The sequence below is a fragment of the Pseudoalteromonas sp. R3 genome (genome assembly GCF_004014715.1).
GTDB lineage: Bacteria > Pseudomonadota > Gammaproteobacteria > Enterobacterales > Alteromonadaceae > Pseudoalteromonas.
On the sequence record NZ_CP034834.1, the window covers coordinates 619,159 to 633,996 of the forward strand.

The following is a 14,838-nucleotide window of genomic DNA, read 5'->3' on the forward strand; positions in this document are numbered from 1 at the left end:
CGCCATGTCAGATAACCACACTGAGGAGGCGCGGCGTGATGCCGCAGCCTCTTTTTCTCATACCGGGAATCTTGGATTTGGGGTTGGCTTGCGCAGCCAGCATTACCCTGAGCTGATGAGCATTGACCATGATACGGCAAAAAAGCCGGTGGACTGGTTTGAGATCATCAGCGAAAACTACATAGACAACTTTGGCTATGGACGCCACGTGCTGGAAACACTCAGAGCACACTACCCTATGGTGATGCATGGCGTATCAATGAACATTGGCAGCACAGATCCGCTTGATTTTACCTATCTGAATAAGCTCAAAGCACTGAGCGATTTTGTGCAGCCTGCGTGGGTGTCGGACCATCTGTGCTGGACAGGGGTGGCCGGGGTAAACAGTCACGACCTCTTGCCCATGCCGCTGACGGACGAAAGTCTCCATCATGTTATCCGCCGGGTTAAGCAAGTGCAGGAAGTGCTGGAGCGCCCGATTGTGCTGGAAAACCCGTCTACCTACCTGGAGTATAGTCATTCCAGCCTGAGTGAACCGGCTTTCTTTACCGAGCTGGTGAATGCCACCGGCTGTGGTATTTTGCTCGACGTCAATAATGTGTTTGTCAGTGCCTTTAACCATGGCTTTGACCCACAGGCGTATATTCGTGCCCTGCCCCACCAGCAGATCGTGCAGATCCATCTAGCGGGCCCAAGCGATTGCGGCGACTGCCTGATTGACACCCACGACCAGCCAGTACCGCAGCAAGTCTGGGCGCTTTATGCGCTGGCGCAACAGCTGACCGGCGGTGTGTCGACCTTACTTGAATGGGACGCCAATATTCCGCCATTTGACACTCTGGTGGCGGAGCTGAATAAGGCAAAGCTGGTACTCAAGGGCGAGATGCCCGCGCAGGCCGTGCACCAGAGCGATATGGCGAAATTCTCAACGCCCGTGGTACGGGAAATGCATCAAAATACAGACCTGGCTCACAGCTTAAAACCGGTAGCAAAATGACGTACTCAACCCCACAACTCAGCCAATTGCAAAACTGGTTGTCTCACGTTTTAATTTCTCGTGGCGACTTGCCAGAAAAGTTGCACACGGCGGGCCTGCGTGATGGCCTGACACTTGAACAGTGTGTTAAATCGACCCCACAGTTGCCTGCCGAGCGTCGGGTGGATATCTATGCCGCTGGCTACGTTATGCGACTGGTAGAGTGCCTGAAAGGGGAATTTGCCCTGCTCTGCGCTTTTATGGGCGATGACGTCTTTGAGGTGTTTGCCAAGGCATATATCGTGACCTTACCGTCGCGGTCATTCACTTTGCATACGCTGGGCAAGTCGTTTGTCAGCTTTCTGGCTAATACCCGGCCGCAGGGGGAATTCGATGACAAACAGCGCGCTATGTTCGATGTGCCCGTGGAGCTGGCCCGGTTTGAGCGTGCCAAAGCCGAGGTACTGCTGGCCGAAGGACTGGAAAACACGCCCCCAGCCGAGCTGGTACTGAACGAATTTGAACTGCTGGGCGGCAGCGCGTCGCTCAATCTAGTCGTGCCACCATGCCTGCGTTTACTGGTCAGTGATTATGATCTGCTGCCCATGGTTGAACAGTTAGAAAGCCCTCAGCAGGAAAATAATCAGCCCTACGCCCTGCCGGCCAGAGAAACCCGTTATATCGCCCTGACCCGGCAAAACTACCGGCTGATCACCCAGCCGCTTACCCACTGGCAGGCGGATTTACTCAGCCACTGTGGTCAGGCTATGTCGTTTGAACAGGCACTAATACACAGCGCCCGCCGTCAGGGCATGGAACCCGCGCTACTCAGAGCCCGGCTGGCCATGTGGCTACCGGCCGCCGTCGCTTGTGGCCTGCTGGTGGTCGAACGCGCCAAACGCCCGACTACAACGACCGAAGATGCCTCGCACTACTTATAAGCGCAGCGCGAGGGGCGAATATCCAGAGGATTTCGATTTTGTAATTGTTCGGAAAACTTACTGGCTAACTGGTGACGCCAGTACGGTGCCATCATCTCTTTGTTCGGCGCTTTGGGGCCAAGCGTCACGTACTCAATCGGCGCCAGATGATCGTCTCTGTGTAGCTCCAGATACAAACGCGGTGCTGTGCCATTATTAGCAGACACAAAAAAGCCGCCCTTTCGGGCGGCTGGTGGGAAATCAACAATGTAATACAAGGAAAAGGGAGTGCGTGTTTTATTTGCTCTCTAACAACTTACCAGTGCCAATCTCAATCTTTCTTGGCTTTAACGCTTCCGGTACTTCGCGCTCCAGGTCAATCAATAACAAGCCGTTCTCAAGCTCTGCGCCAATCACTTTTACGTGGTCGCCCAGCTGGAATTTGCGCTCAAAGTTGCGCTCGGCAATGCCCTGGTGAATAAACTTACGGTCGGCTTTGTCTTCTTTGTTTTGCCTCTCGCCTTTGACGGTCAGCGTGTTATTTTCCGACTCAAGCGACAACTCCTGCTCCGTAAAGCCGGCCACCGCCATGGTAATTTGGTACTTGTCTTCTGCTAAGGCTTCGATGTTGTAAGGCGGATAGCTGGGCTGTTTTTCGCTGCTACGCTGCGCCGCATCCATCATAGATGCAAGGTGATCAAAGCCGATGAATGAACGGTAAAGGGGTGATAAATCTACTGTACGCATAATCGTATCCTCATAAAGCGATAATTAAGCCATTTACTCTTTGCAATAAACCAGTAAACAGCGGATTTTTAACTCTAACATTAATTAAATAAAGACTTTTAAAACAAAGTCTTAGTTTGGTTTGGGACCCTTCCGGCGTCCTCACAAATCTATCTATGGCCGGGGCAAACGCTTTTCAAGCAAGTTTTTTGAAAAAAGTTTGAGGTTTCTTATATCTATTTGATTTTAATTGGTTTTGTTTTTGGTTGTTTGCTTTGGATTTTTGCTCAGGTCAGCCACCGTTTTGCTGTCGGTGGTTCCCGGCTCAAGGCCGGGATGACGGATGTGTGGGTAAAGTTGAGTGCAAATATGAATGTGCCAAAGGTTTAATAAAGTCTAACTAAAGACATAGTTGCCATTTAGCAAACGAGCGGGATTAAGCAAGTAATGCACAAACTAGCAAACACAACCAGTCATCCCGCACTTGATGCGGGAACTTCTTAAAGGCTACTCGGTATTATTCTCATGCGGGGGCGCCGAGCCTGCGACGATACTTAATCGTCGGTTTAGGGTAGGTTATGAGTAAAGTACGTCCCTGTAGTTGCGTCCATCGCGCATCCATGCGCTCATCTCCTCAAGTGCGACGATACTTAATCATCGGTTTAGGGTAGGTTATGAGTAAAGTACGTCCCTGTAGTTGCGTCCATCGCGCATCCATGCGCTCATCTCCTCAAGCTGCGACGATACTTAATCGTCGGTCTTTCGTCGCCCGCCCAGGGCTCGCGTCCACTGACAAAAGGCGATACTTAATCGCTCAAACAGGGGTAGGTTATGAGTAAAGTACGTCCCTGTAGTTACGTCCATCGCGCATCCATGCGCTCATCTCCTCAAGCTGCGACGATACTTAATCGTCGGTCTTTCGTCGTCCATCCAGGGCTCGCGCCAAGCCACGCTGCGGTGATAATTAATCACCGGTCGTGGCTTGGCCCCCAAACATTTGTGCGGGATTTTAGGCCTGCGCCTGTGCTGGCGTCCGGGGTGATGAACAGCTGGCTTGGGCGGGCTGTTGGATCTTGCCAGTTGTGATAGAGCGGGATCAGGCGCTCTTTGATCATATTTTCCAGCGAATGATTCACAAACAGGTTGTTGCCCGGGAAAGCCGGGAATTCGACTTCGTTTTCATCGTGGCGCAGCGCTGAGGACGAAATAGGATCATAGTCGGTGCGGAAGTTGATCACATTACGCAGCCGCATGGTGTTGGCGAAATAACGGGCGTAAGTGTCGATGATCTTAGTGCCGGGTGAGGCAAAAACCCGGGTCTGAATGCCAGTACGCACGCCAGAGTCGACTGCCGTATAACCGCCCAGGCTGTGGCCGGTTAAAACTACATTGTGTCTGGTTGACGCTTCGGGTACCTGATAGCCGGGTGCAATAGATGCCTGATTAGCAGGATACTGCTCCAAAATGCGCTGGCAAAATTCGAAGGCGGTGCGCTGCCAGGCGATGTCGGTTTCGGCCAGGTTGGCAAAAAACAGTTTAAAGTCTTCGTACAGGTCGCCGGTATTAAAGGGGTTGGTGCCCTTGTAGGCAATGATCACTTCTTCTTCCAGACCTTCAGAGGCGATGGCGGGCACTTTAACGGCAAAGGCATAGACACCGTCTACATTCAGTAATGTATCTATGATCTCGAGTTTACCGTTGGTAAGCATTAACTTCTGGTAAAGCGGTTCATCATTGTAAGCAAAGGTGCCACCGGGTTCCAGACTGTACGCATAAGCCGAGGCAAACGCATAGCGCAGTACCTTGTTGTAGGCTATCACATCCAGACTGGTGCTGATCTCCTTGGCCTGCGCTGGGGTCAGTATAGGATATTCCCAGCCGACACTGCGGTCGGAGGCAAAAAAGCTGATATTATTACTGTACTGCGGGCCAAATTGCTGCGCCAGCGTTACCCGGCTCAACTCTTCAAGGGTGGCCAGTGCCTGGGCATCGCTGACCTCAACGCCGTTAATTTTTTCTACCACAAAATAGTTGCCATAAATGGCGGTGAGCGCGTTATCGTGCCAGTGTCCCTGCAACTTGGCATAGTCATCGCTTGCCAGCATCCAGTTTTTCTTTATCAGTTGAGAGCGTGGTACAAAGCCCGTGTGTATGCCATAGCTTTGCACAAAGGTGGTGTCTTGTTTGGTGGTTTGTGGGGTTGAGTCCAGCATAATTATCCTCCCGGATTGTGGTTTCCGAGAGCAAGTATGGAACACAATACACGGTTCGCCAGTTACACGAACTTACAGCGTTGGGTAAAAATTTAACCCTTGCCTGAGCTGCACTGCTGAAATAGGATGAAAAAGTAAGCATTAACCAGGGAGAATGGATATGGCCGAGCGCAGCGTGTCAGTGCAGGGCAGTGCCAATCAGAGCATTATTATTACCGGCGATCATAATCAGGTGGGAGGCGTGGCGCAATTTCGCATTCCGCTGGTGCGCCATCATGCCCCTGCCCGGCGTCGTCGAGGTCCGCAAACCCCACCGAATGTGCTGGACATTCTCAGCGCGCACAACAAAGCATTGAGCTTACAGGGCCGGGAGCCCGAGCTGACGATACTCAATGAATGGCTAAGTGATGACACGGATATTTCCGTCTTTGCCATCACCGCCTCTGCAGGCAGTGGCAAAACGCGCCTGGCCATTGAGCTGTGCGAGCAGGCAGAGCAGGCAGAGCTGCAAACGGGCTGGGCGGCTGGCTTTGTACGTAGCGACGACCTGGCAGAGCTGGCACGTGCCTTTAATTTTGCCCAGGCTAACTGGTCCCATTCTTTATTGCTGGTGGTTGATTATGCCGGGGCTAATGCGCAAGCACTGGCGCAATGGCTGGATGCCCTGTCTCAGCTTGACGACCTGGCCGACGGCATCCGGGTGCGTATCTTGCTGCTGGAGCGCGAAGCCAGCAAAGAGGCTGGCTGGTGGCACACGCTAACAGGTTCAGCGTTAGGCAGCGACCAGGCGCGGCTTGACCTGTTTACTCAGTTTGAGCCCTATGCACTGACCGGGCTGAGTGATATCACAATACGGCGAGCAGTATTGCGTGCTGCACTGAATGCGGCGCAAGCGCTGGTGCCATACCCTCAAGCACGTACAATCCCCGAGCCAGGTGAACAACCCGACTTTGATACTGCGCTGGCCGACCCGCAGTTTGGTAATCCACTGGCGCTGGTTATGGCCGGTATTCTGTGCCGGGACATGTCGCCGCGCGCGGCCTTATCATTACATTATCTGGCCGCAGCTGAAAAACTGGCGCAGCGAGAAATAGACCGCTTTTACAAGTGTTTGGGCGAAGGGGGCGATGCCACTAAGCTGGCCCACTGCCTGTGCTTTCATTTGCTGTGTGGCGGGCTCCATATTACCGATATGCGCCAGACGCTCAGCACTGAGCTAATTGCCATGGGCTGGCGCAGTCCAGGCCTGGATAAAGAGTTACAGGCATTGCAGCAGGCGTTTCCGCCAGCGGAAGATGGAGGTGAAACAGCCAGACTGTCGACCACTCAGCCCGATCTGATCGCCGAGTCTATGTGTATACAGCTACTGCAAAGTGACAGGGAGCGAAGCCTAAAAGCGCCCGACATCCTGGCTCGTACCCTTGAATACGGTCAGGAACTGGCTGCCGCCGCACTGGTTCGCCTGTTACAAGACTTTGCTTGTCCGGTCAGCCAGCCAACCGCTCAGCAGGCTCAGTTGTTACAGTGGGCTGAGCAGCTGGTTGAGAACAACCAACACAATCGGGAGCTGATAGAATTACTTAACAACGCTATGCCACTTAGCTCTGTTGCGCTGGCTGAAGTAGCCTGCAAATTGGCCACCATCTTATATCAGCAAAGCCAGACGCAGACTGTTCAGCTTAGTGTAGCTGATTTAGCGCGTTTAGCCATATCACTGAATAATTTGGCTATTTGTCAAATCGAGTTGGGCCAGCACAAAGCCGCTCATACATCCGCACTGGAAGCCGTTGAACTAAAAAGAGCACTCGCACAGGCCCATCCCGATGATTTTTTACCCGCTTTGGCGGACTCATTGAGCAACCTTACTAACATACAAAGCAAGCTTGGCCAGCTCAAAGAAGCCCATACATCCGCACTGGAAGCCGTTGAACACTACGGAACATTGGCTCAGGCCCGACCCGAGGACTTTTTATCTGACTTGGCTATGTCATTGAATAACCTTGCTAACCGACAAAGCGATTTGGGGCATCGTGAAGCTGCTTTGGCTACCGCTCTGAAAGCCGTTGAGCACTACGGAACATTGGCTCAGACCCGACCCGAGGACTTTTTATCTGACTTGGCTATGTCATTGAATAATCTTGCTAACCGACAAAGCGATTTGGGGCAGCGTGAAACCGCTTTGACCACCGTTCTGAAAGCTGTTGAACTTCGAAGAGCGATGGCTCAGTCTCATCCCGATTCTTTTTTACCTGACCTAGCTGAGTCATTAATTAATCTGGCCGCTTGTCAAAGTGATTTGGGTCAGCGCGTAGCTGCCCTGACCACCGCACTTGAAACCGTTGAGCTAACAAGTAAGTTGGCTCAGGTCCGCCCTGAAGCTTTTTTACCTGGCCTGGCTGTTTCATTGATTAATCTAGCTAGCTTTCAAAGTGATTTAGGTCAGCTTGAAGCCGCCCTGTCGACTGCTCAGGAGGCCGTTGAGCTGCGAAGAGCGCTCGCACAGGCGAGCCCAGATGCTTTTTTATCTGACCTGGCAAGTGCACTGAATAATTTAGCGACTTTTCAATTCGAGCAGGGTCAGTGCGCAGCCGCTCTGACTAACACATTGGAATCCGTTGAGTTAAGTAGAAAACTGGCGCAGGCTTGCCCCGATGCTTTTTTACCCGACTTGGCTGGCTCGCTAAATAATCTCGCGATCTATCAACGAGAGCAGGGGCTCCACGAAGCCGCCTATGCATCCGCACTGGAAGCTGTTGATTTCTACAAAGAGTTGGCGCAGGCCTACCCCGATGCCTTTTTATCTGATCTGGCTGGCTCACTGGGTAGTCTGGCTGGATGTCAAAATGAGCTGGGTCAGCATGAAGCTGCGGTGGCTAGTTCGCAAGAGGCTTTGGAGCTTTTATCACCCTATTTTGTAAAATGGCCTGATGCTTATCAAGCGCAGATGAAAGGGACGTTGAATAATTATCTTCGCCATTGCAAGGCCGCAGATCAGGAGCCGGATGTTGAACTAGTCCTCCCCATTATCGAAAAAATTAATGAATTTAAACAGGAGTAACCCCCATGACAGACAGGACAATACAGGTAGGTGGCAACGCCAATGGCTCGGTGATAGTCACAGGTGACTGTAATGAGGTTTATGCCGCCCCTAAAATCACCATGCCCCAGCCTCAGGCGGTGGATATTCAACAAGCGCTGAGAGAGTTAACCTCAACGCTGAGCGAGCTTAGTACGCAGCAGCCGCGCAAACTGAGTAATGCGCTGGAGGAGGCAAAAGAAGAAATCGAACAGGCGCAGCCCGATAAGGCTGAGGTGGCGGAGTCGCTGGCCCGTGCGGCAAAAATAGCCAAAGAGGCCGAGAGCTTTGCCAGCCATAGTGAAAAGCTGGTCGAGCGTTTTACTCCGGTGCTGGGCTGGTTAGGCCCACATGCGACCCGAGTGGCCGAAGCACTGGGCGTGGCTATTTAATCTGCTCACGATATCACACAAAAAAGCCGCCCTTTCGGGCGGCGGGTGGGAATTCAACAATGTAATACAAGGAAAAAGGGAGTAAGTGTTTTATTTGCTCTCTAGCAACTTACCGGTGCCAATCTCAATCTTTCTTGGCTTTAACGCTTCCGGTACTTCGCGTTCCAGGTCAATCAATAACAGGCCATTCTCAAGTTCTGCGCCAATCACTTTGACGTGGTCGCCCAGCTGGAATTTGCGCTCAAAGTTACGCTCGGCAATGCCCTGATGAATAAATTTACGGTCGGTTTTGTCTTCTTTGTTTTGCTTTTCGCCTTTAACGGTGAGCGTGTTGTTTTCCGACTCAAGCGACAACTCCTGCTCCGTAAAGCCGGCCACCGCCATGGTAATTTGGTACTTGTCTTCTGCTAAGGCTTCGATGTTGTAAGGCGGATAGCTGGGCTGTTTTTCGCTGCTACGCTGCGCCGCATCCATCATAGATGCAAGGTGATCAAAGCCGATGAATGAACGGTAAAGGGGTGATAAATCTACTGTACGCATAATCGTATCCTCATAAAGCGATAATTAAGCCATTTACTCTTTGCAATAAACCAGTAAACAGCGGATTTTTAACTCTAACATTAATTAAATAAAGACTTTTAAAACAAAGTCTTAGTTTGGTTTGGGACCCTTCCGGCGTCCTCACAAATCTATCTATGTCCGGGGCCAATGCTTTTCAAGGAAGTTTTTTGAAAAAAGTTTGAGGTTTTTCCTATGTTATTGATTATAAGCAAGTTTAATTTTTGTTTATTGCTGTGGATCTTTGCTACGGTCAGTCACCGTTTTGCTGTCGGTGGTTCCCGGCTCAAGGCCGGGATGACAAAGGTGAGGCCGGGATGACGGAGGCAAAGCTGGGGTGACGTAGGCAAAGCTGGGGTGACGTAGGCAAAGCTGGGGTGACGGAGGCGAAGCCGGGATGACGGATGTGATGGGTAAAGTTGAGTGAAAATATGAATATGTCAAAGGTTTAATGAAGCCTTACTTAAGACACAACCGCCATTTAGCAAACGAGCGAGATTAAGCGAGTAACGCACAACCTAGCAAACACAACCAGTCATCCCGCACTTGATGCGGGATCTACTTGAATACACTGCCATACCAGCAGATGGACAATGAAGTATGCGTCGCTTGGTCTTTTACGCAGCGGGTCGCAGAGCCTGATGAGGCTGCAAATTGGCACTAATGCGACCCGGTGATGCATTAGTGCCACTTTCTCTGTTATTAAACGAGTTTTGCTTTGCCTGCCTTAACGGTAAAGCGCTTGCCAATGTGCGACTGATCATTCTTAAAGCCGACAAATGGCACATGGTGCCAGCTGGCGTTGAGTTCATCCTGAGTGATGTCCAGGGTCACAAAACCGCGATTGGCCAGATCGACATAACGAATATGAGGGTTCTCCGGGATCAAAATTTTACCAACATCGCCTACCAGTTGTTGCAAGCCTGGCACCGGAATTGACGGTGACGTGACCGACGAGGTGACGATTTCTACCGCAATGGCCCCTTCGTGGGTAAAGCGGTTGTATTCGTGCCAGTCATAGGGGTTTTTACAGATGTTTGCGGCCCACGAAGAGTGTACATCTCCCGTTAGAAACACAACGTTATCTATTTGGTTTTGTTCAATAAAATCTAGCAGGCGATGGCGTGCTGCCGGGTAACCATCCCAGGCATCGCCATTGATGGGTTTGCCCAGCATCTGAATTTGCATCATCTGCACCTGCTGGCCCAGTAGCTTCCACTGCACACCGTTTTGCTTGGCCTCAAACAGATTATCGTACAGCCATTGTTCTTGCTCGTAGCCCAGTAAAGTGCGTGACTCATCCAGGCGCGCCGGATCTTTGATCTCAACTTGTTGATCGCGACCGATCAAACGGGTGTCGAGCATATTCAGATCCAGCAAAGATCCAAACTGGAAGCGGCGATAAGATCGCTCCCGGTTGTTGTCGTTTGGTTCACGGATCGGCATCCACTCATAATAGGCTTTAATTGCGGCGGCCTTACGGTTTGCCAGTTACCCTCGCCGTCATTGTGGTTTTCTGCCCCGCCCGACCAGGTATCGTTGGTAAACTCATGGTCATCCCAGATACAGATCATCGGGTGGGTCTGATGCAGGGTTTGCAAGTCTTCGTCGGTTTTATAACAGGCATGGCGCACCCGGTAGTCGTCCAGCGTCACCATTTCGTGAGCTGGTTGCACTTTACGGTTCCACAAGAACGGATTGCGGTAGACATCTTTATTACCGTATTCGTACAAGTAGTCACCCAGGTGTAGCACGGCATCCAGGTCGTCAATTTCCGCGATACGGGCATACACATTAAAGTACCCATAGCTAAAGTGCGAGCACGACGTCATGGCCAGCTTAACCTGGCTAACATCGTAGGCTGGCAGGGTTTTGGTGCGCCCTGTTGGCGAGATGATGGGCTTGTCCAGCTCATCGATGATAAAGCGATAATAATAGCGGGTGTCGGGAGCAAGCCCTGTGGCGTCTACCTTAACGGTGAAATCGCGCTGCCCATCGGTGATCTCATATCCCTCTGTAATCAGAACAGAAAACTGTGGATCCTTTGAGACCTGCCAGAGTACTTTGACACTGAGTGTGGCCATATCCACCCGCTCCTGCACCTCAGGTGGAATGGTAATGCGGGTCCATAAGATCACCCGATCATCTAACGGGTCGCCACTGGCAACGCCGTGACTAAACGGACTTTGAGAAAAGGTGCAGCCACTCAATCCCAGAGTGAGGGGAACAGTGGATAGCATCATACTGGTTTTAAAGAATTCGCGACGGGATAGGCTCATAAGTAAATACTCTAATTATCATTTTTGGGCGGTATTTAAACGCGTTTATGTTAATTTTATATAACAAAAATATTACATTAAACACGCTTTGCGACCAAACTTGCCTCTTTGATTTAAAACTGCCGCGATAATGGCTATAACTAAAAGACCAAGGTCAGAGATTAAGCAGGTGAGAGTGATTGGTATCAGGTTGTATCTCAAAGTGTGGTGCTTTCTTGTTTTGGGGGGATTGTTTTTTGGGTCGCAGGTTCATGCGCAGCAGTCATGTACCAGCGAAGTGAAAATTGGTGTAGTTGCTGATTGGCCGCCACTTACTGCTGTTGATGAGCGCGGCGCATATGGGCTGGATGTAGAAATTGCCCGCAAAGTGTTTGCCGAACTGAATATCTGTCCGCGCTTTTTGCGTCTGCCCACGTCTGCCCGTAGTTTAGATCAACTGGGTAAGGGAACGGTCGATGTATTGCTGATGGTTAGCTATGTTCAGGAGCGTGCCGAATTGGGGGTGTTTTCAGCCCCCTATCGATGGGAAAAAATGCGGCTATTTTCTCTTCGTCAGCCACGTCTGGCCATAGATTTAAAAGCACTCTTGCGTTTGGGGTACCGAATTGGTTTAAGTATTGGCTCTTATTATGGGGAAGAACTTAAAAGCCTCGCCGAAAGTCCCAACTTTGGGCACTTGCTGGTAGGGATTTCTGGCAGTACTCAGCGCGTGGAGATGCTGGCTAAAAAGCGCGTCGATTTTATTGTTGAAGATGAGATACTTGGCCGGTTTATGGCGCGTAAACTCGGCATAAAGAATGTCTATATATGGGACTATCCGGTTCACAACAATCAGGTGCACTTTCTATTGCGCAAGGGGTTGTTTGATGCGGCACAACTGGCACGTTTTAATGGGGTGATAGAAAGATTGCGCCCTGATATCGATAAACTGGTGGAGCGCTACACTCATCATAATGTACCTCGCTGAACTAACTGAAACAGGCGGTAATATAATTACCGCTTTAATGTGGTCTACACTAAGGGAGCCAACGGAGCCGCAATAAAGGAAAAAACAATGCGCAAACACATTCTCCCTTTGTTTGTTTTACTCTCTGGGTGTATGGGCACCGCAGACAGTGCCGCCAATAACCCGCAAGTTTACGCCGCATATACTATGCTGGCACCCACGCAAAAAGGTGGTGTGCAGATCTATGCCAGAGCCATTGTCGATGGTGCGCACATCACAGATCAGCAATGTCCGCAGTTGTTGCATTCAAGTGGTGAGGCGATAAAGACTCAGGCCAGACGATTAAATCCGGATCCAGATAATTTTCCGGTGACGGTTTGTGAAGCCGTGATAAGCCCTGATACTCAGTATCGCCTCTCTTATGGCGATATTGAACTGGCACCAGTTACTCTGGCACCAGAGCATGTCCAGGTGTTTGGTGATTCGGGCTGTAAAAGCTCTGTGTGCGAAGGCACAAGTGCTGCACAGCCTTTTGCTCAGCTGGCGGACTTGGGCGCACAACAAACCAAGCAGTTAATCCTGCATATGGGCGATTTCAACTACCGCGGTACGTCGGGCAGTATCAGCAAAGATATTTATGCTTATGATGCGGGAGATGGTGGCTATGGTGGCCCTTCCTGTGGATTAACTGAAACCTATTACTCGCAAAATGCCAGCGGCAGTCCAAAGCCCGATACCTGGCAGAGCTGGCATGCCGATTTATTCGCGCCTGCTAAGTCTTTGCTGGCCAGCGCCCCCTGGGTATTTGCCCGAGGCAATCATGAACTATGCAGCCGGGCAGGCCCGGGCTGGTTTTATTTTCTGGGACCAGGTTCAGACTTACCTGGCGGCATTGCACAGCAGTCTTGCCCTTATCAGGGGGAGTTCAGCCAGCCGCCCAGCGAGGCAAGCGATCATATTGTGATGATAGACCCCTATCTGCTGGAGCTGGACTCTCTGGCGCTGTGGGTGATGGATTCGGCCAATGCCTGCGATTCTCGCTCGCCACAAACCCTTACGCGCCAATATCGTGACCAGTACTCCCAGTTGCAGAACCTCGCGTCGCGGGTGAAAACCCCGTTATGGATGATGACACACAGACCGCTGTGGGGACAAAGCGGCCCGGTTGGCACGCCCTCAATCACAAACATGCTGCAAACGGCGCTCAAAACTACCCTGTCACAGCAGTTACCGCCTGAGGTCAGCTTGTCCCTGTCGGGGCATATGCATATTTACCAGTCACTGGCTTTTGGTAAGGGTAGCGGTCGTCCGTCTCAGTTGGTGGTGGGGAACAGTGGCGTCAGCCTGAGTTCAACTGGTGCTAACAGCGGGTTTAGTACTCAGATTGATGGTAAACGCGCGCAGGGCAATACTCAGGGAGAGTTTGGCTATATCACGATTCAGCTGGAAAAAGACAATCAATGGCAGGGGCAGTTTTACAACACCCAGGGGCAGGTTTTCCTTAAGTGTGGCAGCAAGCAGGCTGAGCAAGGTAAAGCGCTTTGTCAGATTGCACGCTAAGATAACAGGTCGCTACGGGATGAATGAGTGGCGACAATCACCTTGTTTACCAGGCCAGCTGCCAGCTCAGATTAAGCCTGAGTGTGAGCGCCTTGTTTGGGTTGATGTGATCCAAAGCGGTGGTCACTGACCATGTCTGGCCCTGGTAAGCCAGCTCGGGAGCCAGATTGATTGGATCAAGCATGATACGCCAGTTATCCAGTTTCATGCCCAGCTGTGCAAAATGCTGGTCGCCCTGGCGGCGAACACTGGCCAGATAGTCGTATCCCCGATACTGATATTGTCCTTGCAAGTAAACTTGACTGGGTAAATCAAAGGTATGATTTTGAGTGGTTTCTAGTCCTTTTAGTAGCGGACGAAAACTGCTAAACCCCACATTGTCAACAAAGCTGCCTTTGGTATTAATGTCAGCCTCGGTAAACCCGATCTGATCAATATTAAACTCATTGTACAGGTCGATGAACTTGCCTGATAAGGTAAACTGTTCAGAGACTTGCCAGTCAAAATGCACATCAAGTGACAAGCCATCTCCGTGAGTGCGCCAGGCGTTATCTGTATTGGGTCGTTTGAGAAAGTTATTGTGGCTGTAGTATTCACTAAATTGCAGCGAACCGCGCAATTGCAGATCATCTGTACCTGAGAGCATGCCGCTCAGTTGAGAGTCTCTCAGATAGTTGAGTTGCCAGTAGTTGGCTTGTACTGTTATTGCCAGTGCATCGAATTGGTGCTGATAGGCCAGTCCCAGTCCTTTACTGCGTGCCCCGGTCAACGTGAGTTTGGTATCGTAATTATCAAAACTTGTCAGCGCCTGATCATTTTGCTCCTGATAGTAACCCAGGGCCGTCTGGGCATTGGTATCAATCAGGTAATCGACGCGTTGCATCATATGTAGCTGCCAGTTTTCAAAAGCCTGATGACGATATGCTATCCCAAAGCGAGACTGAGAAAAGCCATATGAGGCATCTGATTCAGGGGACTGGTCCCATTTGTCCCGCGCTATCTTTAGTACGGGGGCAATATTGGTCTGGCTGTTACTGTCGAGGTATATCGTTACTTCCTGGGTATCTGCCGCAGCAACTGATGAGAGCAACAGGCCGACACAAATCCCAAAGACTTTTTGCTTGTTCATAGTATTCCATAAGAAGGGCCAGTTGTGACTGGCCCACAAGGTCTCCTCACTGATCACAAAGCT

The 14,838-nt window shown here is 50.9% G+C and carries 13 protein-coding genes; 6 read left to right on the forward strand and 7 right to left on the reverse strand.

Translation table 11 applies throughout. The features are described from left to right. Nucleotides 1-4 precede the first annotated feature (4 nt). Both ELR70_RS02200 and ELR70_RS02205 read left to right on the forward strand, forming a co-directional pair. Nucleotides 5-997, forward strand: coding sequence for a DUF692 domain-containing protein (locus ELR70_RS02200; protein WP_054017677.1), 993 nt, complete (start codon nucleotides 5-7; stop codon nucleotides 995-997). Further along, nucleotides 994-1,917: a DNA-binding domain-containing protein gene (locus ELR70_RS02205; protein ID WP_054017676.1), complete on the forward strand. Its 924-nt coding sequence runs from the start codon at nucleotides 994-996 to the stop codon at nucleotides 1,915-1,917. Before ELR70_RS02200 ends, ELR70_RS02205 begins: the two co-directional genes overlap by 4 nt. Here ELR70_RS02205 and ELR70_RS02210 read toward each other — a convergent pair. The 3 genes from ELR70_RS02210 to ELR70_RS02220 all read right to left on the reverse strand — a co-directional run bounded on the left by ELR70_RS02210 (nucleotide 1,908) and on the right by ELR70_RS02220 (nucleotide 4,835). Further along, a complete protein-coding gene (locus ELR70_RS02210) occupies nucleotides 1,908-2,123 on the reverse strand; it encodes a hypothetical protein (RefSeq protein ID WP_235577157.1) in 216 nt (71 codons plus the stop codon). The two genes, ELR70_RS02205 and ELR70_RS02210, sit on opposite strands and share 10 nt — an antisense overlap. 70 nt (nucleotides 2,124-2,193) lie before the next feature. Continuing rightward, a complete protein-coding gene (locus tag ELR70_RS02215; protein WP_054017674.1) occupies nucleotides 2,194-2,643 on the reverse strand; it encodes an Hsp20 family protein in 450 nt (149 codons plus the stop codon). A 947-nt stretch (nucleotides 2,644-3,590) separates the two neighbouring features. Continuing rightward, the gene (locus tag ELR70_RS02220; protein WP_054017728.1) at nucleotides 3,591-4,835 is read right to left on the reverse strand and encodes a hypothetical protein; all 1,245 of its coding nucleotides are present in this window, start codon (nucleotides 4,833-4,835) and stop codon (nucleotides 3,591-3,593) included. Between the two features lie 160 nt (nucleotides 4,836-4,995). On the opposite strand from ELR70_RS02220, the gene ELR70_RS02225 reads away from it, so the two are divergent. Next, nucleotides 4,996-7,893 (forward strand): tetratricopeptide repeat protein, encoded by a 2,898-nt coding sequence (locus ELR70_RS02225; RefSeq protein WP_054017729.1) that lies wholly within the window; start codon nucleotides 4,996-4,998, stop codon nucleotides 7,891-7,893. Nucleotides 7,894-7,898: 5 nt separating this feature from the next. Further along, nucleotides 7,899-8,303, forward strand: a complete 405-nt coding sequence (locus ELR70_RS02230) for a hypothetical protein (RefSeq protein WP_054017730.1) — start codon at nucleotides 7,899-7,901, stop codon at nucleotides 8,301-8,303. Nucleotides 8,304-8,393: 90 nt separating this feature from the next. Here ELR70_RS02230 and ELR70_RS02235 read toward each other — a convergent pair whose 3' ends face one another. The 3 genes from ELR70_RS02235 to ELR70_RS25175 all read right to left on the reverse strand — a co-directional run bounded on the left by ELR70_RS02235 (nucleotide 8,394) and on the right by ELR70_RS25175 (nucleotide 11,140). Further along, nucleotides 8,394-8,843 (reverse strand): Hsp20 family protein, encoded by a 450-nt coding sequence (locus tag ELR70_RS02235; RefSeq protein ID WP_054017731.1) that lies wholly within the window; start codon nucleotides 8,841-8,843, stop codon nucleotides 8,394-8,396. A gap of 720 nt (nucleotides 8,844-9,563) precedes the next feature. Further along, nucleotides 9,564-10,307, reverse strand: a complete 744-nt coding sequence (locus tag ELR70_RS25170; RefSeq protein ID WP_241566295.1) for an alkaline phosphatase D family protein — start codon at nucleotides 10,305-10,307, stop codon at nucleotides 9,564-9,566. Further along, nucleotides 10,229-11,140, reverse strand: coding sequence for an alkaline phosphatase D family protein (locus ELR70_RS25175; protein WP_241566296.1), 912 nt, complete (start codon nucleotides 11,138-11,140; stop codon nucleotides 10,229-10,231). Before ELR70_RS25175 ends, ELR70_RS25170 begins: the two co-directional genes overlap by 79 nt. A 175-nt stretch (nucleotides 11,141-11,315) precedes the next feature. Between ELR70_RS25175 and ELR70_RS02245 the strand changes: the two genes are divergently transcribed. Together ELR70_RS02245 and ELR70_RS02250 are read left to right on the forward strand one after the other, a co-directional pair. Beyond that, entirely contained in the window at nucleotides 11,316-12,107 is a 792-nt protein-coding gene (locus ELR70_RS02245) for a transporter substrate-binding domain-containing protein (RefSeq protein WP_054016408.1), read from the forward strand. Nucleotides 12,108-12,194: 87 nt separating this feature from the next. Further along, entirely contained in the window at nucleotides 12,195-13,646 is a 1,452-nt protein-coding gene (locus tag ELR70_RS02250; protein ID WP_054016407.1) for a metallophosphoesterase, read from the forward strand. A gap of 46 nt (nucleotides 13,647-13,692) precedes the next feature. Here ELR70_RS02250 and ELR70_RS02255 read toward each other — a convergent pair whose 3' ends face one another. Continuing rightward, the gene (locus ELR70_RS02255; RefSeq protein ID WP_128064434.1) at nucleotides 13,693-14,775 is read right to left on the reverse strand and encodes a hypothetical protein; all 1,083 of its coding nucleotides are present in this window, start codon (nucleotides 14,773-14,775) and stop codon (nucleotides 13,693-13,695) included. Nucleotides 14,776-14,838 lie beyond the last annotated feature (63 nt).